This window comes from Lysobacter yangpyeongensis (genome assembly GCF_042655745.1).
Classification (GTDB): domain Bacteria; phylum Pseudomonadota; class Gammaproteobacteria; order Xanthomonadales; family Xanthomonadaceae; genus Agrilutibacter; species Agrilutibacter yangpyeongensis.
The window spans coordinates 445,680-464,327 of sequence record NZ_JBHSNM010000002.1 but is presented as its reverse complement, the minus strand read 5'-3'; the positions used below and the strand labels follow the sequence as shown (position 1 = coordinate 464,327).

Below are 18,648 nucleotides of genomic sequence, written 5' to 3'. Positions count from 1 at the left end.
GAAGCCCAAGCTTAGGGGTAGGCTTGGAGGTCAGGACAAGGCCGGTAGACGCAGGGGAGCGGCGTCCGGCAGGAGCAGACCGGGTCGGCAATCGACCCGAGGACCCACGAAAAAACCGAAGCCAGCGCGACGCGATCCGGAACTCTCGAAGGAGCATTTCAGGGCATCGATCGCGTGCCGGGCCGTCGGCGTTGTGGGGTGATGTGACAGGCAGCACACAACCATAAGAACAGCATGGCGCCGGGGCCCGACCTGTCGCCCAAGGCAACAGGAGAACGCAAGGCATGAGCACGGTACGCCTCGAGGCAGTCAAGACCCCCATGGCCGAACAGGAAATCCCGATGCAGCCGGCGTCCCAGGACATCTGGGACAAGAAGTACCGGTTGAAGACCAAGTCCGGCGTCGCCGTGGACGCCGACATCGACGCCACCTACCAGCGCGTCGCCAAGGCCCTGGCCGAAGCCGAGCCGAACACCGAGAAGCAGGCCTACTGGTACGAGCGCTTCGTCTGGGCGCTGCGCCGCGGGGCGATCCCCGCCGGCCGCATCACGTCCAACGCCGGCGCCCTGGAACACAAGCCCGCGACCTCGACGATCAACTGCACGGTGTCGGGCACCATCGAGGATTCGATGGACGGCATCCTCGAGAAGGTCCACGAGGCGGGCCTCACCCTGAAGGCCGGCTGCGGCATCGGCTACGAGTTCTCGACCCTGCGTCCGCGCGGCGCCTTCGTCGCCGGTGCCGGCGCGTACACCTCCGGCCCGATGTCCTTCATGGATATCTACGACAAGATGTGCTTCACCGTGTCCTCGGCCGGTGGCCGCCGCGGCGCGCAGATGGGCACGTTCGACGTGTCGCACCCCGACGTGAAGGACTTCATCCGCGCCAAGCGCGAAGACGGCCGCCTGCGCCAGTTCAACCTCTCGCTGCTGATCACCGACGGCTTCATGGACGCGGTCAACAACGACGGCGACTGGCCGCTGGTGTTCCCGGTCAACGAAAAGGAAATGGGCGACATCGACCTGAAGAACGCCGAGCAGGTCGTGTGGCGCGAGTGGCCGACCCACCGCAACTACATCGTGCGCGACGACGGCCTGGTGGCCTGCAGGATCTACGGCCACATCAAGGCCCGCCACCTGTGGGACATGATCATGGTCTCGACGTACGACTACGCCGAGCCTGGCTTCATCCTGATCGACCGCGTCAACGAGATGAACAACAACTGGTGGTGCGAGAACATCCGCGCGACCAACCCCTGCGGCGAGCAGCCGCTGCCGGCCTACGGCGCCTGTCTGCTCGGCTCGGTCAACCTGACCAAGTTCGTGCGCAAGCCCTTCACCGACGAGGCCTCCTTCGACTGGGAGGAATACAAGGAAGTCGTGCGCGTGTTCACCCGCATGCTCGACAACGTCGTGGAAGTGAACGGCCTGCCGCTGGAGCAGCAGCGCAACGAGATCATGCGCAAGCGCCGCCACGGCATGGGCTTCCTCGGCCTGGGTTCGACCGTGACCATGCTCAGGATGAAGTACGGCTCGAAGGAGTCGTGCGAGTTCACCGAGCGCATCGCCCGCGAGATGGCCGTGGCTGGCTGGGAAATGGGCCTGTCGCTGGCGAAGGAGAAGGGCCCCGCGCCGATCATGGACGAGCGCTTCACCGTCACCGCCGAGATGCTGCGCAAGCGTCCGGAAATGGTGAAGGACGGCTGGAAGCTCGGCCAGGAGATCGAGGGCAAGACCCTGCACGCGCGCTATTCGCGCTACATGCAGCGCGTCGCCACGGTCGCGCCGGAACTGGTGGACGAGCTGGCCGAAGTCGGCGCCCGCTTCACCCACCACAGCTCGATCGCCCCGACCGGCACCATCTCGCTGTCGCTGGCCAACAACGCGTCGAATGGCATCGAGCCGTCCTTCGCCCACCACTACAGCCGCAACGTGATCCGCGAAGGCAAGAAGACCAAGGAAAAGGTCGACGTCTATTCGTACGAACTGCTCGCCTACCGCGAGCTGGTGAACCCGAAGGCGATGCCGTTCAGCGAGGACGCCGAGGCGAAGCTGCCCGAGTACTTCATCGCCGCCGACGACATCACCCCGAAGGAACACGTCGACGTCCAGGCCGCCGCGCAGAAGTGGGTGGACTCCTCGATCTCCAAGACCGCGAACGTCCCCACGGACTACCCGTACGAGGACTTCAAGGACATCTACCGCTATGCCCACGAGCAGGGCCTGAAGGGCTGCACCACCTTCCGCTTCAACCCCGCCGCCTTCCAGGGCGTGCTGGTGAAGGAGCAGGACCTGGAGAACACGACCTACCGCTTCGAGCTGGAAGACGGCAGCGTGGTCGAGGTCAAGGGCAACGAACAGATCGAATACGACGGCGAGATGCATACCGCCGCCAACCTGTTCGACGCCCTCAAGGAAGGCTATTACGGCAAGTTCTGAGTGCTGACCTTCTCCCCGCACCGCGGGGAGAAGGTGGCGCAAAGCGCCGGATGAGGGGCACGCCGCTGGCGCAAGGACTACCCCAAACCTGAAAAGCGATTCAGCCACCACCAATCCGATTCACCACGCTTTCGACCCGCCGCAGGTATAGGATCGAACCGCAACAAGCAGCAACCCGCACTTCCGATTGTTTGTCCCCGATAAAACCAGCAAGGCATAGCGCCCGCGAGGAGGGCACATGAGCAACGGGAATGGAGTGGCGGCGACCCTGTCGCAGGCCGCCGAAACGGTGAAGGAAACCGCCAGCAACGCCGCCGATGCCATCGCCAACACGGCGGTGGTCAAGGCCGTGAAGAAGCGCGCCACCAAGGCGAAGAAGGCCGCGAGCAAGGCCGTCAGCAAGGCCAAGAAGACGCTCGCCTCCGCCTCCGCCGCGGCCAAGAAGGAAGCCAGCGCGCTGCGCGCCAAGGTCGCCGGCAAGAAGACGACGAAGAAGGCCGCCAAGAAGGCTGCGAAGAAGTCGACCAAGACGGCCGCGAAGAAGACGGCCCGCAAGGCGACCGCGAAGAAGGCCACGCGCAAGGCCGCCGCAAAGAAGACTGCACGCAAGGCGACGAAGAAAACCGCCGCGCGCAAGGCACCGGCCCGCAAGGCCGCTGCAAGGAAGACCGCCCGCAAGGCGGCTCCGAAGAAGGCCGCCAGGAAGGCGGCGAAAAAGACGGCCCGCCGTCCGGCAAGGAAGGCAGCGAAGAAGGCCGCACGCTGAGCAAAAGCAGTACGACGTAACGCAGTAACCAGAACAGAAAGTCCCGATTGGTCACCGCGCCCCGCGCGGGCGCGGTGACCGCACTGAACCACTTTTCAGAAGAACCCGTTCGTCCTGAGCGCAGCGCCGAAGGCGCGAAGTCGAAGGACAAGCCGAGACACGAAGGACCCGACGATGACCGTCAAAATCAACAAGAAGATCAAGGGCTACGCCGTCGTCACCGCCGACGACAAGGCCAAGGAAGCCGTGAAGGCCGAATCCGTCTCGCGCGCCGCCGCCGAGGCCGAAGCCAAGCCCGTCGCCGACGTCATCCAGATGCACGAGCGCGTCGAGCGCCCGGAAGTGCTGATCGGCAGCACCTACAAGATCAAGACGCCGCTGGTCGAGCACGCCATGTACGTGACGATCAACGACATCGTCCTCAACCCGGGCACCGAGCACGAGCTGCGCCGCCCGTTCGAGGTCTTCATCAATTCCAAGTCGATGGACCACTTCCAGTGGATCGTCGCCCTGACCCGCATCATGTCCGCCGTGTTCCGCAAGGGCGGCGACGTCACCTTCCTGGTCGACGAGATGCGCGCCGTGTTCGACCCGCGCGGCGGCTACTTCAAGGCCGGCGGCGTCTACATGCCGTCCCTGGTCGCCGAGATCGGCGCCGTGGTCGAAGAGCACCTCAAGTCCATCGGCCTGATGCACGACCCGGAAATGAGCGACGCCACCCGCGCGCTAATCGCCGAGAAGCGCAAGGTCTACGAAGAGCGCGCAAAAAAAAACTCTGAAATAAGCACCGCCGGGGAGATGGGCGGCGCCATGAGCGACGCCGACGCCCGCACCGAGGAAGTCATCGAAGTCACCGGCGAGGGCGCGAGTTTCCCGCCCTCCGCGACCATGTGCCACAAGTGCAACACGAAGGCGGTGGTGATCATGGATGGGTGCGCTACTTGCTTGAATTGTGGGTATAGCAAGTGCGGGTGAGGGTATAGCAGAAAAAGCAGGGCCAGGTTTGAAAAAACCTGGCCCTTTCCTTTTTAGGAGGAGAAAGGAAACTTATGAAGATTGAGTCACGCGACCAAAGTATCAGCGACTTGCTGACCTCGGGCTATTACGTGAGGCGATGCGCGTGGTCAAGGTCTACAAGCAGGGCGTTCGCTTCGTCTACGACGATGTCTTCAACATCCCGGTGGGTCCACGGCACATATCCGATTCGTTCTGGTACTGCGTAGGCCCCGGGCCTTCGTATTTCCTGGCCATCCCGCTGGTCGAAGCGGGCCTGGGCCGCGTCAAGGTGAGTTGGGTGGTGCGCCCGCTGGCGGCGGAGCGTATGCGCGCCGCGCTGGTGGATGACGAGCAGGCATTGCGCGATGCATTCGGTCCGCAACCGGGCAACCTACTGGCGTGATCCAGGGGTCGTAGCGCGCGATAACAAGGCGTGCATTTTCAAGCCCAAGGAACTATCGGGGCAGAGGGAAACAATCCCATCCATCCTTCCTGTCGGTAATGTGGTGCGCATCAACATTCATCCGGGTGCGTTTTCGCCTATCCGGGCTACCAGAGGACGACACGTATGCATCCGGCACTGCTGATCCTGATCGCGCTGGTCGCGGCACTGATCCTCTGGCGGGTGTCCGCCCGCAAGGGCAGTGCGCCCGGCGCGTCAATTCCGGCGCCGCCCATCAACCTGCTCTCCGCCGGTGACATCGCGTCCATCGAGGCGGCGCTCGGCGTGACCTTGCCGACGGACTACGCAAGCTTCCTGCAGACGATGCGTCCCGAAGCGATCGACGAAACCAGCGTGCGGGACGACGCGGAACTCATCATCGAGTTCACCCGCGAATATCGGGATAGCAGCCAGTGGCCCGCTCACCTCGTCTGGATTGGAGACGAGGCCGACGGGTCTCCTCGCGTCCTGGATTGCAGCAGCGGCGAAGTCTTCCGCGTCGAGAAGGGCAACCTCAGGAAGACGTGGGACAGGCATCCGAGCTTTTCCGCCTTCGTTGCCGCCAGATTGCGGGAGTGAATACCGCCACGCAAATGCAACGGAATGCCGGGTCAGCTTCAATTGCCCCAGCAGGAAGGCCCCGCCGGCAGCGGGGCCTTCTCTTGGGCATCCGCAAACTCCGCACGCGGGATCGCGAACGGTGGCGTGCTAGGATCGCTGTCGAAGGGGAGTAGCTCCCGATCGCTGTGGCCGTCAATCCGAGCGTTGTTTGCTCCGGTCCAGTGGCAGACCCGCCGCCGTTCGCGGGCCTGCGAGCAAGACCTTCGCCGTACCACGGCGAAGGCGCGTCTGCCCGACGCTTCCTTGCCATGGCCCTGCCTCCGGCTCATTCGCGCGCCGTGGCTTCGCGCAGCCCCATCAAGGAAATCTCATGGAAACCCTGGCGAATCCCGAAGTCTGGATCGCACTTGCCACGCTGACGGCACTGGAACTGGTGCTTGGCATCGACAACATCATTTTCATCTCGATCCTCGCGGGCAGACTGCCCCCGGAACACCGCAACATGGCGCGGCGGGTGGGCATCTCTCTGGCTGCAGTCACCCGTCTTGGTCTGTTGTTGGCGATCGCCTGGATCGTAGGCCTGACCGCGCCCTTGTTTGCGGTGTTCGGCCACGAGTTTTCGTGGCGTGACCTGATCCTGATCGGTGGCGGCCTGTTCCTGATCGGCAAGGCCACCCACGAGATCCATCAGAAACTGGAGGGCGCAACCCACGAGGTGACCGTCGGCGCCGTGACGGCCACGGTCGGCAGCGTCATCGCCCAGATCATGCTGCTCGACATCGTTTTTTCGCTGGACTCGATCATCACTGCGGTGGGCATGGTCGACCAGCGCTGGATCATGGTCACGGCGATCCTGGTCTCGATCGGCTTCATGCTGTTGTTCGCCCGGCCGATCGGGGACTTCGTCGAGCGCCACCCCACCGTCAAGGTGCTCGCCTTGAGCTTCCTCGTCATGATCGGTCTGGTGCTGATTGCCGACGGATTCGGCCTGCACATCCCGAAGGGGTACGTCTACACCGCGATGGGCTTCTCGGTGTTCGTGGAAGCCATCAACCTTTGGATCCGCAAACGCTCTCAGCGCCGCGTCACTCCAGTGGTGCTGCACGAGAAATACGCAGTGCATGAAAAGGAGGGGTGAGAGGGACCGTAAGGCACCGTAGCCGGGGTAAGCGAAGCGCACCCGGGGGCCCTCCGGCGGGCTTCACCCGGGCGGCCTTCGGCCTTACCCGGGCTACGAGGTGGCACCTGATCGTTCATGCGCGCGGCGGCGCGTTGAACCGCGTGGGCAAGCGTGTGCTGAGGCGGCGCGGCGCGGCCTTCGGCCTTACCCGGGCTACGAGGCGGCACCTGCTCCTGAGGTCGAATGGTGCCTGGAGTCAAAGCCGCACGTTCAAGGACAGAGGGACCGCGTAATTGCCTCTATCCCTTCCTGTTCTTGTTTGCTCGCATCCACGCGCCGGAAACACTGGGTTCCGTGGTGGTGTTTCGCCGTCGCGTCCGCGTGCGTACCCTTCGACTCCCCGCAGCGCAGCCGTGCCCATGAACGATCGGCGCTGCCCACCCCCACCCCGGAGAGAGTGTTTCCATGTCGCGTGCTTCGCTCCTGTTGTGCTGCCTGGCCCTGGGTTTTGCGGTTTCGCCCGTCTCCGCAGGCGAGCCCGTCTTCGACGTGCACGTGCACCTGCGCGACGGCGAAGCGTCGCTGCGCGAATACCGCAAGGACGTGACCGCGTCGGGCATCGAGCTGGCGGGCCTCGCCGCGATGTGGTTCGGCGGACCGCATCAGGCCCTGCAGGGTGAACTCGATGCGATGCGCACCGGCAACGACGCAGTCATCGCACTGGCGGCGCGCAATCCGCATCTGGTGCCGGTCGCCACGGTGCATCCCTACGACGGGCAGGCGGCGCTGGACGAGGTGACGCGCGTGGCCGCCCGCGGCGTGAAGGTGCTGAAGATCCATCCCCACACGCAGAAATTCGATGCCGCCGATCCACGCGTGCTGGCGCTGGTCCGGCATGCGGGAACGCAGGGCATGACGGTGTTGATGGACAACGCCAACATCCTGCCCGGCGACAGCGAGCGCCTGTTCAACCTGGCGCTGCAGGCGCCGAAGACAAAATTCATCTTCGCGCACATCGGCGGCATGAACTTCCGCTTCTGGAACATGCTGGCGCTGGCGCGCACCGCCGACGACCTGTTCGCGGACAACATCTACTTCGACATCTCCGCGACGGTGGTGCTCGCCGCGGATTCGCCGATCGAGCCGGAATTCGTCTGGACCCTGCGCAACGTCGGCGTCGATCATGTGCTGCTGGGCTCCGACTATCCGCAACTGGGGATAGGCAAGGCCGTCGATGCGCTCGAACGACTCGATCTGACCGCCGAGGAGAAGGCCAGGATCCGCTCGGGCAATGCGCGGAAGTTGCTTGGCAGGTGAATCGTCGTACGGCGGGGTAGATCAGGCAGGACGCAATGACATTGCGCCGCATGTGCGTCCGGCGCATTACGCCTTCGGCTGATGCGCCGAAACGCGACTATCCGGCGGTTCCGGTACGTACGGCCCGCAACACCACGACGAGTTCGCGATAGCCGCGCGCCAGCTGCGCGAACAGGTCGGCGTAACTGGCGCGCGTGCTGCGCGCGACTTCGTCGTAGGCGCCGCTGCCCAGGTCGATGTAGTAGTCGACGCTGACGCGCCGGCGTGCCGCCAGGCCCGGGAACAGGCCGGCGATGAGCAGACAGCGGTCGCCCACGTCGCGCAGGGCATCGGCGCGGGCGCTGCCGATCTGCTCCTGGGCGGCGAGCCATTCCAGCGCCTGCGTGCGCGCCAGCAGGTACGCGTCCTGCAGGTGCCGCTGCAACACGAACACCAGATAGCTCTCGCGTTCCTCGCCGAGCGCGCGGCCCGAGCGGTCTTCCGCCTCGCGGACCACCTCGTGCCACAACTGCACGCGTGAGCCCTGACTGATCGGAGCCTGGTTCATCGAAGCGACCATGATTGCGCCCCTCCTCGCGAACGAGGCTAGTACGAACGACGCGACGCGTGTTGGCAGACGGATGCGTGATCTGCCAATGAATGTTCATGCCGTTGCCCTTCGGAATCCCCTGGTCACTTCGTAGCGCGGGCGGGGCTCCTTCGGCCTTACCCGGGCTACCGAGGTGGAACCTGATCGTTCATGCGCGCGACGGCGCGTTGATCTGCGTGAGCAAGCGTGTGCTGAGGCGGCGCGGTGCGACCCGCGACCTTCCCGGGCTACGATGCCCGCATGAATCCCACACTCGTGTTTCCCATCCTCCTCGTCCTGCTGGCCGGCGCGATGATCGCGCTGCAGGCGCCGACGAATGTCATGCTGGCGAAGGCGGGCGGTTCGCCCGTACTCGCAGCGCTGATTTCCTTCGCCGTGGGGACAGCATCGCTGTCTGCGGTGTGGCTGGCGAGCGGGCCCCGGCCGGGACTGGCGCCGTTCGGCGCGTTGCCCTGGTACGCGTGGGTCGGCGGCGTCTACGGCGCGATGTACGTTGCCATCGCCGCGTATGCCGCGCCGCGGCTCGGGCTCGCATCGCTGATCACGATCGGCATTGCCGGGCAGATCCTGATGGCGTTGTGGCTCGATCACATGGGTGCGCTCGGCCTGCCGCGCCAGCCCATCAGCACCATGCGCGTGGTCGGTGCCCTGCTCGTGGTGGCAGGCGTCGTGCTGGTGCGCCGCGGCTGATCGCGGGCGGCATCTTCAGCGCCCGAGTGCTCCTCAGCGCACTGCGCGGCGCTCATTTCACTACAACCCGGCGTGCAGCGTGCGCGAACGATGTGCGCGAATGATCGGTGCGTGCGTCCGGACTTAGCCCTGCGGCTTGAAGTCGATCGGCAATTCGATCACCGATGTCACGGGCTTGCCGTTGCGCGTGGCGGGCTTGAAGCGCCAGTCGCGCACGGCCTGCAGTGCGGCGCGATCGAGTTCGCGCGAGCCGCTGCGGCGCGCGACATCGACGTCGATGGGCTGGCCGCGGGCATCCACCTGGACCTGCAGCACGACGGTGCCGCCTTCGCCGTGGCGCAGTGCGACGGCGGGGTACTCGGGCATCGGATTGCCGGCGATGGGGCTCGGCGCGGACGAGCGCGGCGTCGCGCGGGCCGTGGTGTCGCTGCGTGCACTCCGGCTCCGATGCGCGACGGCGGCGTCGCTGCCCGCAACCGTTGCGGCCGGTGCCGGTGCGGTCACGAGCGTCGTATCGGCAGACGTGGCCGGTGATGCGGCTTCGCCCGACCTGATCTGGTTATACCGATACCAGCCGAACAGCACGGCGGCGAGCAACAGCAGGAGCAGCAGGGTCAGGTTGTGGCTGGATGCTGCCGGCCGCGTATTCGCTTCGTCCGGCATATGTGCTTCGTAATGTGCAAATGCCATGACACACCTCCGTTCGGGTTACGTCAGTACGCAGGGACTGTCCTGCGCGTGTCGTGACCATGCGGTGACCGTGTCGTGAGGGCGGCGTGCGATACCGCGCAGGATCGGGCTCGCGCTGTCGCCATGCCCAATCGCAAATGAATGCCAGGGCTGCGGCGGGGTGACGCATCGGTGCGTGCCCCGCTCGCGATACGGCGCCGTATGCATCGCAAGCGGATACGGGCAGTCTGTCAGTCAGCACTGCGGCTGCGATCGCCGTCAAAAAACATGCCTGCGCAGTGCGCGCCCGAACCGCTGCGGCCTGCGCATTGGCCGCTATGATCGGAGCCGTTCGTGGCCTGGAGGGCCGGCATGATCCGTGACATCCGCATCTTTCCGGAAGCGCGCCGGCTGGAACTGAAGTTCATGGGCGGCGTGAGCATCCAGGATCGCCTGGATACGCTGGCGCTGGTGGCGCCGCTGGTGACGAACCAGCACCTGGACCGCATCCTGATCAACTTCAGCGCTGCCTGGCACGAGCCCGCACTGGACAAGGGCGGCGTGCCGTTCGAGGACACCCTGCGTGCCAGCGGCGCGTATGCCGGCAGCCGCGTCGCATTCGTCAGTCGGCCGCACAGCTACGCGCCCGCGAAAGGCGAAGGTGCCGCGTCGCTCGGATTCGAATTCCGCTGCTTCTCCGGCCTGCACGCCGCGCTGGCGTGGCTGACGGACGGGGACGAAGCCGGTTGAACCGCGCGCGGTGCGCGGTCCATGCGCGCTGCGCATGAACGAAGCACGCGACGCGCGCGCCATCGTCATCACATGCACGCCGGTCTACTGCCCGTGCGGAGATTCGTCGGTGGCGGGATAGGTCACGTTGCCGTCCTCCCCGACGCGCGCGCCCGCCGTGAGCCGCGCCGGTTCCAGCCGGCCGGCAGCCATGATGTGCACGACGTTCTCACCCCGGGCGAGGAGGTGATCGGCGACGATGCGCCGGTGGCAACGCCACCACACCGCTTCGGAGCACATGAGCGCGCAGCATTGCCGGTGGCCGTCCTCGCGCAGCTGCTGCAGTCCGGCGGCGAAGGCCGGGGTCAGTGCGTAATCGGCGTAGTTGTGGAAGCTGCGGTTGGTCCACAGGCCGTTGCGCTCCGGCGGAACCGCGGGCGTCTTGCCGCGCAGGCCGCCCAGTGCGGCGAGGTGTTCGTAGGCGATGCCGAACGCCGACAGCGACACCGGGAGCACGTCTTCGTTGAACTGCGGGTTGCTGCGCGACCGCGGCATCTTGCGGATGTCGACCACCTTGCGCACGCCGGCCTCGCGCAGCAGCGCCACGAAGGCCTCGAGGCTGCGGTTGGAGTGGCCGATGGTGAAGAACGGCAATGCCATGACGACGTTACTTTCCCGCCACCTGGGCGAATTCCGCGTGCACGCGGCCCGCGGCACTGACGGCAGCAGGCGCGGTGCGCGATCATGCGCGCCTGTTCCCCCGGGATGCAGCGCATGAGCAGAGTGCTTTACTCCGGCACCCGCAACGCCTCGAGCTGGGCCTTCCGCGCCTGGCTTGCGCTGAAGGAAGCCGGTGTCGACTTCGTCGAGGAGGTGGTGGATATCCGCCTGCCGCAACGCCTCGCCAATCTCGCGCGCATCCGCGCGTTCTCGCCACCGGGCGCGGTGCCGGTGCTGGTGGATGGCGAAGCGGTGATCTTCGATTCGTTGGCGATCATGGAGTACGCCAGCGAACTGGCCGGCGGTGCGCTGTGGCCGCGGGACCTGCGCGAGCGTGCGCAGGCGCGCGCGCTGTTCGCGTGGCAGCACGCGGGCCTGTCGGGGTTGTGCCCGCGGCTGTCGTTCGAGAGCGCCTTCTATCCGGACCGCCGCGCGATGAGCCCGACCGAAACGGAAGACGCGGCGCGGATCTTCGCTGCCTGGGAACAGGCGCTGTTGCGCAGCGATGGGCCGTGGCTGTGCGGCACGCTGTCGCTGGCCGACCTGGCCTTCGTACCCACCGTAGTCCGGCTGCACGCGCACGCGCCCGACCTGTCGGCATGGCCGCGCACGCGCGCGTGGATGCAGGCGTTGCTGGCGCGCGACAGCGTGCGCGAGTGGATGGACGAAGCGCGCACCTTGCCGCCGGTGCGACTGCCCGGCTATGGCGACGATGAACCCTAGGTCGATCCCGCTGCGGCATGCGGACGATTTCGTGGCGGAGTCGCTGCGAATGCCCGCGGTGCCGACGCCGGGAGCGCCCCAACGGACGCTCCACGGCGGCAACCCCATGGATCAGGGTTCCTCTTCCGCGTGCGCGTAGCGCGCCGTGGGGCGGAACGGCAGCAGCATGGCCTGCAGCAGCCGGTTGCTGGGCGGGTACTGCGCCGGCTCGCTGACGCCCAGGGCGCGTGGTGCGCGATCGGGCGTGTAGCGGAACGTGCCGAACACGATGTCCCAGAACGGCGTGAGCACGCCGTAGTTGCCGGCTTCCCCGAGGTCGGCGCTGTGATGGTTTCGGTGCAGTTCGGTGCCGACCAGCAGGTAGTTCAGCGGACCGGCCTTGATGTCGACGTTGAAGTGCGAGACCAGGCCCTGCAGGCCCATGATCACGTTGAACAGGAAGACCGCATCCTTGCCCACGCCCAGGCCGAAGATGACGCCCGTGCTCACCGCCATGACGATCGCGAAGTTGATCGGATGGCTCACCACATGCATCAGCAGATAGACCCGCCGGGGCAGGTGATGCTGCACGTGCGCGCGCCAGAGGAAGCGTCCCAGCGGACCGCGCGCTTCATGGCTGATGCGGTGTTGCCAGTACTGGACGAATTCGTAGGTGAGCGCGAGCACCAGCAACTGCGCCGGCAGTGGCCATTGCGAGAGCGCGCCGCTGGAGTTGTCCGCCACGCCGATCGCCAGCCAGCCCGTCGCATACCGCACCAGGAAGCCGCCGCCGCCGAGCACCACGCCGTACTTGAGGTCGCGCAGGAAGCTGCGCCAGGTCATCGCCCAGTCCTTGCGCAGCGGCAGGCGCCACTCGACGACCAGCAGCAGGACCAGGCGCGCCAGCGAGAACCAGCCGAAGACGCGCTGGAGATCGCTGCCGGCGCGCATCGTCAGGAAGGCGAGCGTCAGCGTGGCGACGAGCAGGAGCGGGTAAAACCAGTAACGCACGAACCGGGTCATGGCGTGATCTCGCAGGAAAGGTGCGGATCAGGCTAGGCACGCCGCCGCGGTGCGGCTTTGCGATTCTTGCGGTGGGCGCGTTCCGCGGCGCGCCTAGAGCGCCGGTTCGTGCTTGCGCCGCACCTTGATGAAGAGCCAGCGCTGGCTGGCGCGGTAATCGAACGGTGCGTCGTGCGGAAGCTCGACCTGCTCGAACGCCAGCGTGGAGGCGATCGCGTACGCCGAAGGGTCCAGTTGCTCGGACTTGAAACGCAGGATCTCGCGACTCAAGGCGTCCAGGTCGCCGGACACGGGGACGCGCGCGTACAGGCCGCCGGGAAGCTCCAGTGCGTGAGCGTCGTGGTCGGTGCTGTCGCTCTCCAGCCCAAGATAGTGGCGGCAGCCCGCGCGGTGCTGATGAAACGGGGCATCGACGAAGACGCCCACCGCCGTGCGCCGCGCCTCCGTGCAGCGTCGGCGCAGCGCGTTGTACGCGGCGCTCAGCGCATCTTCTTCCAGCGCGCAGCGTTGCACGCGCAGCCGCCGTGCCGGCAGCCGGTGCACGGAGAGTGCCGGCGTCGATGAAGCGCCATTCACTGCGAGCTGCCGGCGCCTGCGATAGTCCGACGCGGTTTCGCCGAAGTGCTGGCGAAACGCGCGCGCGAACGTCGCCGCCGACGTGAACCCGCTTTCGAGCGCGATCTGTACCAGCGGTGCGTCCGGCAGCACCACCATCAGGTGCGCCGCATGCGCCAGACGGATGCGGCTGAGGTAGGCCGCCGGGGTTTCACCGGTCTCGCTCTTGAACAGACGATGCAGGTGGAAGGGCGACAGGCCCGCCTGCACCGCCAGGACCGGCAAGGCCAGAGGCTCGCGGAACCGGGTCGCAATCATCAGGATCGTGCATTCGATGCGGGCGTCCATGGAACCGGCGAACGGAGAAACCCTGGATTATCCGGACCCTGCCGTCGGTCATCCAGCGTCTGCATTGGTCGCGGCGTCGGCGGTGCCCGCTTCGCACGACGAACCCCGACCTCGCTGCATGGCGACTAGGGTGCCGGGGGACCGGCCGCGAACAACTGCCCCGGCGTGGTGCCCAGTTCGCGGCGGATCATCGCGATGAACGCACTGGGCGTGGCGTAGCCCAGCGACAGCGCGGTCTCGGTCACCGACGCGCCGTCGGCCAGCATTTGCCGCGCCATCAGCACGCGCAGACGACGCTGCCATTCCTGCAATCCCATTTCGGTTTCCGCCTGGAACTTGCGGATGAAGGAGCGGCGGCTCATGTCCGCCAGCTGCGCCCACGCCGTGAGGCTGCGTCGGTCCGACGGATCGGCCTGCAGCGCATCGGTCACGCGCAGCAGCCGGGGATCGCTGACGCGCGGCAGGCTCAGGTCGAGCAGCGGCGATCGCGCGAGTGCATCGTGGATGAGGAAACGCAATGCCGCGCGGCGCCGGTGCTCGTCGCCGCCGGCCTCGCCCAGTTCGGCGATGAGCGCGGCGAGGAACGGCGAAACCTCGATGACGCACGGCGTTGCGGGCAGATCGTCCGGCACCGGCAGCGGGAAACGCACGGTACGCAACCGGCAACCGCGCGGCCCCGCAGCGACGGCGTGCGGCGTTCCGGCGGGAATCCACACCGCATGCGCGGGCAGCACCGTCCACAGGCGCGGCCCGATGAGCTGCGTGCACGAGCCCGACGCGGCGTAGCTGAGCAGCGCCTCGTGATCGTGCGCATGCGTCTCGTAGCGCGACGCGGCCGCCATGTCGTTGATGTGGATGTCGTGGTCGATGCGCAAAACCGCCGTCTCCCGTGGCTGGCACCTGCTCGCTACACAGTGGCATTTCATCGTGCGACGGCCAGCGCCACGAAATGTATCGTGCGCCTCCTGATGGAGAGCGTCGATGCAGATACTCCGACCCCTCGCGCACGGCCCGATCGCCCGCCTGTGGCTGGGCCAGTCGCTCGCGACGATCGGCGAGCAGCTCTACCGCATCGCGTATGCATGGCTGCTGGCCGGCATGATCGGCTCCGGTACCGGATTCGCGCTCGCGCTCGAATGCGTAGCCGTGCTGCTCGTGGCGCTGGCCGCGGGCGGGTTCGCCGCGCGCTGCAGTCCGCGCGGCTCGATGATCGGCGCGGACCTCGCGCGGGCCGCGCTCGCGCTGTTGCCGATCGTCGCGACGGCCGGCCATCGCCTGTCGGTGCCGGCGCTGCTGGTGCCTTCGGTCGCGCTCGTCGCGATGCGACCCCTGTTCGATCCCGCGCTGCAGGCGAGCCTGCCGTGCCTGGCGCGCGATCGGCAGATCCTGGTCGGTGCCAATGCGTTGATGGATGCCACCGCAAGGATCGGCCGGCTGGTCGGGCCATCCGTCGCCGGCGTGCTCGCGGCGGTGTTGCCGACGGTGGGGCTGATGGGCGTCACTTCGGCGTGTTTCGTGGCCTCGGCCCTTGCCGTGCACAGCCTCGACCCCAGGCTCGCGCCCACGCGTGCCGACGCCGGGGGCACGCCGTGGCGCGCACTCGGCCAGGGCTGGCGCGCGGTGCGGGCGCAGGCGGGATTCTGGTTCTTCCTGTGCGCCGGCGGCGTCATCAACGGCTTGTGGAGCGTGGCGATGTGGCTGGCCTTGCCGCTCGCACTGCGCCAGGTGCCGTCGCACGTCGCCGGACGCGATGGCCTTGCGCTGGTGTCCTTCGTCGTCGCCGCATACGGCGCCGGCAATCTGCTGAGCAATCTGGTGACCGGCAGCCGGTGCGTGCAGCGGCCCGTGCGCTGGATCTTCAGCGGCCAGGCTGTCATCGCGATCGGATTCATCCTGCTGGGCGCGCTGTCGGGACACGTGACGAGCCGGCCGGCCTTCGTCGCACTGACGGCTGCCGCCGGCCTCGCCGGCATGGGCGCGCCGCTGTCGGACATTCCGATGGCGACGCTGCGTCAGAGCCTGTTCGCGCGGCAGGACATCGCATCCGTCTTTCGCCTCAAGATGATCTTCGACTGGTCGGGCATGCTCATCGCGAACCTGCTCGCTCCGCTGGCGCTGCGTTACGCCGGGGCGAGCACGCTGATCGTCGCTTGCGGCACCGGCATCGGCCTGGTGCCGCTCATCGGCGTGCTCGCCCCGCGTCTGCGCGCCGCGTCGGTGGCGTGGTCGGTCAGTGCGCCGCGTCCGCTGCCGCGATCGCGCGAAGCCGCGCTGCCAGCAGTTCACGCACTTGGGCATCGTCCAGGGCCGCCATCGTCGTGATCGGATAGGTCATCGCGAGGTCGCGCGCGACCAGCAGGCCGATGTAGTAGCCGCTGCGCGGCGGCGCCCCGGGCGGATGCGCGCCGCCGGTGAAGTACTGCGCGAAAAAAGCGGGATCGGCGTCGTCCAGGTGTTCCAGCATCGCCGCCGCCAGGGTCGCCTGCGGCGGCATGGCCGCTGCGCGCAGGTCGGCGTTGAGCAGTGCCTCGTCCAGCGAACTACCCGGATTCATCTGCCAACTCGCATAGGTGGCCAGGCCCTCGCTCCACGCGGACTGGTAGGTCTTGGGAACGCCGACGCTGAAGGATCCGAAGGCACCGTGCGTGACCTGCCACTGATAGATGTGGAACAGCTCCTGGTCGATGATCATCCGCAGACCGTCGCGCTCGTGCTGCTTCGCGATCACGTCCGGGGCGAACACGATCATCGCGCGACCGTCGTGCACAGCGGCCGATCCGTCCAGATGCCCGAAGCCCGGGGCGATGTAGAAGGTGAAGTCGCAGCGGAAATCCGGGAACGCCTTCGCGAATCCCTCGAGGTATACCGGCACGTCGCGGACCAGTTGCCGGTGGACGGCCCGCACTTCGTCGCGATGCGCGCGCACCCAGGCGAGGCTGTCCTGTTCGGTCACGGTGAACGTGGGTGCGAGCAGGGCGTTCACGTATTCGGCGTTGTAGATCTCCGCGTGGTCGCGGGTCACTGCGTCGCGGAAGCGGTCGATGCCACTGTCGGTTGCGAGCACGCGCTCGTAGGCGGGCATCAGGTCCACGACCGGGCAGTCTTCCTTCGCGGCCGCGGGCAACGCCATCGAGAAGGCCGCCACGGCAAGGCAGCATCGGATCGTATCGTTCACGTGTTCATGTCTCCGGAATCGGGATGTCGGCGCGGACATCGACCGCGCCCGAATCAGTGTGTCACGCACCGGCACGCCGGCGATTCGGTTTGGCACTCATGCGATACAAGTTGGCACGCTGCGTTGCACGCGCCGTGCGCCGACGCGAACGACAATGGCGCATCTCCCCCAAGGAAATGCCCATGGACGCCTTCGTCGAACGCCCGCGACGCCTGCTTGACATCGCCGGCGCGCCACGCCATCCCAGCCCCCTGGCCGCATCAGCGCTCGTCGTGATCGACGCGCAGCTCGAGTACCTCACCGGCGCGCTGCCGCTGAAGGGCATCGACGCCGCCGTGTGCGAAGCGCGGCGCGTACTCGACCGATGCCGCGAGCACGGCGTCCCGGTCTTCCACGTCGTGCACCACGGGCGCGCCGGCGCTGCGGCCTTCGATCCGCAGGGGCCGTACGCCGGCTTCATTCCGCCGCTCGCGCCGATCGCGGGCGAGACCACGATCGTCAAGTCGCTGCCCAACGCGTTCGCGAAGACCATGCTGCACGAGGCCCTGCAGGCCACCGGCCGCAAGGAACTCGTCATCGTCGGATTCGCCACGCACATGTGCGTCAGCGCCACCGCGCGCGTGGCGCTGGACCTGGGCTATCGCACGACGATCGTGGCCGCGGCAACCGCTACGCGCGACCTGCCGTCGGCGAGCGGCGATCGCGTCACGCCGGCGGAGGTGGTGTTCGAAGGCACGCTCGCCGCGCTGGCCGACCGGTTCGCGGTGGTCGTGCCCGACGCGGCGGCGCTGGAACGTTGATGCGCTACGGGCACACGGCCACGCGCTGCGAACGCTGGTCGATCAGCAGCACGTGATCCTGCAGGGCGTGCGCGCCGACCAGCAGCTCCGGGTAGCGGTCCGACACGCGTACCTCGACATCGGCGATGCTGACGCCGCCGATGCGGAACGGACCGTGCACGGTCGCGCGGTCCGCCGCGACTGCGCCGTTGGTGAGTTGCCCCGGCGCTGCGGCCAGCAGTGGCCCGGCGGATACCCGCTCGTACAGCGTGCGGGGCAGCACGAAGTTCACGTTCGCGCCGGTGTCGAGGTTGCCCTGTACCTGCACGTCGCCGATCGCCACCGGAACGCGGAACGCGCGCTCGTAGGCGAGTGCATTCGTGGCGTCGGGAGAGAGTCCGCGTGCACGGCTGAAGGACAGGGTTCTGCGCGGGTAATCCAGCACGAGGAGTCCGTCGGCAAAGAACTCGCGCGCCAGGATTCCGGAGAAGGCGGACTCCGGCGACTTGCGGCTCCTGTAGTCGCGCGTGATCACGTCGAAGTCGTGCCGAACCAGGCCGCCGAGCTCGAGCGAAGCCAGGTGCGTGGTGTCCACCGTCGCATCCTGCACGCCGTCCGACGTGCTCGCCGTGCCCCGGACCGGCAGATCCAGCGCGGCGACCAGGCTCGCGTCGGCGCGCGCGAGGCCGCTCGCACCCGTATCGACGGCGAATCGATACGGTCCGCGTCCATCGACCCGCACCTGCACGTAGATGCGGCCGTCGATCACGTCGAAGGGTACGCGTACCAGCGCATCCGCCGCGGGCATCGCCGCGAGCGTGCACGTATCGTCGGACGCGCCAGCGGCGCGCGCGGCACCGGGAGCGAGCAGCGCGGCGACCAGCGCCAGCGGGGGAAGCAGGCGCCGGGCGGCGAGATCGAAAGCGGATTCCGTGGGCATCACGCGGGTCCTTTGCGATGGGCGGTGGGAGGCGAGCGTCGCGGCGTCGATTGCGCCTGGGGGTGCGGTGCCCCCGGGCCGCGATGCTC

At 67.2% G+C, this 18,648-nt stretch carries 20 protein-coding genes; 12 read left to right on the top strand and 8 right to left on the bottom strand.

The genetic code is table 11. The features are described 5' to 3' along the window. Positions 1-284 precede the first annotated feature (284 nt). The 7 genes from ACFPN1_RS08930 to ACFPN1_RS08900 all read left to right on the top strand — a co-directional run bounded on the left by ACFPN1_RS08930 (position 285) and on the right by ACFPN1_RS08900 (position 7,640). The gene (locus ACFPN1_RS08930) at positions 285-2,438 is read left to right on the top strand and encodes an adenosylcobalamin-dependent ribonucleoside-diphosphate reductase (RefSeq protein ID WP_386754536.1); all 2,154 of its coding nucleotides are present in this window, start codon (positions 285-287) and stop codon (positions 2,436-2,438) included. 238 nt (positions 2,439-2,676) lie between these two features. Then, positions 2,677-3,204 carry a hypothetical protein gene (locus ACFPN1_RS08925; protein WP_386754535.1) on the top strand — a complete coding sequence of 176 codons (528 nt, stop codon included), beginning with the start codon at positions 2,677-2,679 and terminating at the stop codon, positions 3,202-3,204. Positions 3,205-3,378: 174 nt separating this feature from the next. Beyond that, complete coding sequence (locus ACFPN1_RS08920; protein WP_386754534.1) at positions 3,379-4,179, top strand: TSCPD domain-containing protein; 801 nt, start codon at positions 3,379-3,381, stop codon at positions 4,177-4,179. A 139-nt stretch (positions 4,180-4,318) separates the two neighbouring features. Continuing rightward, complete coding sequence (locus tag ACFPN1_RS08915) at positions 4,319-4,603, top strand: hypothetical protein (protein ID WP_386754532.1); 285 nt, start codon at positions 4,319-4,321, stop codon at positions 4,601-4,603. A 165-nt stretch (positions 4,604-4,768) separates the two neighbouring features. Further along, positions 4,769-5,221 (top strand): SMI1/KNR4 family protein, encoded by a 453-nt coding sequence (locus tag ACFPN1_RS08910; protein WP_386754531.1) that lies wholly within the window; start codon positions 4,769-4,771, stop codon positions 5,219-5,221. Positions 5,222-5,573: 352 nt separating this feature from the next. Then, positions 5,574-6,341: a TerC family protein gene (locus ACFPN1_RS08905; protein ID WP_386754530.1), complete on the top strand. Its 768-nt coding sequence runs from the start codon at positions 5,574-5,576 to the stop codon at positions 6,339-6,341. Positions 6,342-6,788: 447 nt separating this feature from the next. Further along, positions 6,789-7,640 carry an amidohydrolase family protein gene (locus ACFPN1_RS08900; protein WP_386754529.1) on the top strand — a complete coding sequence of 284 codons (852 nt, stop codon included), beginning with the start codon at positions 6,789-6,791 and terminating at the stop codon, positions 7,638-7,640. A 97-nt stretch (positions 7,641-7,737) separates the two neighbouring features. Here ACFPN1_RS08900 and ACFPN1_RS08895 read toward each other — a convergent pair whose 3' ends face one another. Continuing rightward, a complete protein-coding gene (locus tag ACFPN1_RS08895; RefSeq protein WP_386754527.1) occupies positions 7,738-8,199 on the bottom strand; it encodes a hypothetical protein in 462 nt (153 codons plus the stop codon). 270 nt (positions 8,200-8,469) lie between these two features. Between ACFPN1_RS08895 and ACFPN1_RS08890 the strand changes: the two genes are divergently transcribed. Next, complete coding sequence (locus ACFPN1_RS08890) at positions 8,470-8,919, top strand: DMT family transporter (RefSeq protein ID WP_386754526.1); 450 nt, start codon at positions 8,470-8,472, stop codon at positions 8,917-8,919. Between the two features lie 123 nt (positions 8,920-9,042). Here ACFPN1_RS08890 and ACFPN1_RS08885 read toward each other — a convergent pair whose 3' ends face one another. After that, the gene (locus tag ACFPN1_RS08885) at positions 9,043-9,609 is read right to left on the bottom strand and encodes an energy transducer TonB (RefSeq protein WP_386754525.1); all 567 of its coding nucleotides are present in this window, start codon (positions 9,607-9,609) and stop codon (positions 9,043-9,045) included. A gap of 351 nt (positions 9,610-9,960) precedes the next feature. Here ACFPN1_RS08885 and ACFPN1_RS08880 point away from each other — a divergent pair, with 351 nt between their 5' ends. After that, complete coding sequence (locus ACFPN1_RS08880) at positions 9,961-10,338, top strand: hypothetical protein (protein ID WP_386754524.1); 378 nt, start codon at positions 9,961-9,963, stop codon at positions 10,336-10,338. An 84-nt stretch (positions 10,339-10,422) separates the two neighbouring features. On the opposite strand, the gene ACFPN1_RS08875 is transcribed toward ACFPN1_RS08880, so the two are convergent. Next, complete coding sequence (locus ACFPN1_RS08875; protein ID WP_386754523.1) at positions 10,423-10,977, bottom strand: DUF488 domain-containing protein; 555 nt, start codon at positions 10,975-10,977, stop codon at positions 10,423-10,425. A gap of 114 nt (positions 10,978-11,091) precedes the next feature. On the opposite strand from ACFPN1_RS08875, the gene ACFPN1_RS08870 reads away from it, so the two are divergent. Further along, on the top strand, positions 11,092-11,760 hold the full coding sequence (locus ACFPN1_RS08870) for a glutathione S-transferase family protein (RefSeq protein WP_386754522.1): 669 nt from the start codon (positions 11,092-11,094) through the stop codon (positions 11,758-11,760). Between the two features lie 111 nt (positions 11,761-11,871). On the opposite strand, the gene ACFPN1_RS08865 is transcribed toward ACFPN1_RS08870, so the two are convergent. From ACFPN1_RS08865 to ACFPN1_RS08855, 3 genes are all read right to left on the bottom strand, one after another. Beyond that, positions 11,872-12,762: a sterol desaturase family protein gene (locus tag ACFPN1_RS08865; RefSeq protein WP_386754521.1), complete on the bottom strand. Its 891-nt coding sequence runs from the start codon at positions 12,760-12,762 to the stop codon at positions 11,872-11,874. Between the two features lie 93 nt (positions 12,763-12,855). Beyond that, a complete protein-coding gene (locus ACFPN1_RS08860; RefSeq protein ID WP_386754519.1) occupies positions 12,856-13,665 on the bottom strand; it encodes a helix-turn-helix domain-containing protein in 810 nt (269 codons plus the stop codon). Positions 13,666-13,790: 125 nt separating this feature from the next. Further along, a complete protein-coding gene (locus ACFPN1_RS08855) occupies positions 13,791-14,540 on the bottom strand; it encodes a helix-turn-helix transcriptional regulator (RefSeq protein WP_386754518.1) in 750 nt (249 codons plus the stop codon). A 106-nt stretch (positions 14,541-14,646) separates the two neighbouring features. Here ACFPN1_RS08855 and ACFPN1_RS08850 point away from each other — a divergent pair, with 106 nt between their 5' ends. After that, positions 14,647-15,987 (top strand): MFS transporter, encoded by a 1,341-nt coding sequence (locus ACFPN1_RS08850; protein ID WP_386754517.1) that lies wholly within the window; start codon positions 14,647-14,649, stop codon positions 15,985-15,987. Here ACFPN1_RS08850 and ACFPN1_RS08845 read toward each other — a convergent pair. Continuing rightward, positions 15,896-16,840, bottom strand: coding sequence for a hypothetical protein (locus tag ACFPN1_RS08845; protein ID WP_386754516.1), 945 nt, complete (start codon positions 16,838-16,840; stop codon positions 15,896-15,898). The two genes, ACFPN1_RS08850 and ACFPN1_RS08845, sit on opposite strands and share 92 nt — an antisense overlap. Positions 16,841-17,022: 182 nt before the next feature. On the opposite strand from ACFPN1_RS08845, the gene ACFPN1_RS08840 reads away from it, so the two are divergent. After that, positions 17,023-17,640, top strand: coding sequence for an isochorismatase family protein (locus ACFPN1_RS08840; protein ID WP_386754515.1), 618 nt, complete (start codon positions 17,023-17,025; stop codon positions 17,638-17,640). Positions 17,641-17,644: 4 nt separating this feature from the next. Here the strand turns inward: ACFPN1_RS08840 and ACFPN1_RS08835 are convergent, their stop codons facing one another. After that, complete coding sequence (locus tag ACFPN1_RS08835) at positions 17,645-18,559, bottom strand: aspartyl protease family protein (RefSeq protein ID WP_386754514.1); 915 nt, start codon at positions 18,557-18,559, stop codon at positions 17,645-17,647. Positions 18,560-18,648: the final 89 nt, after the last annotated feature.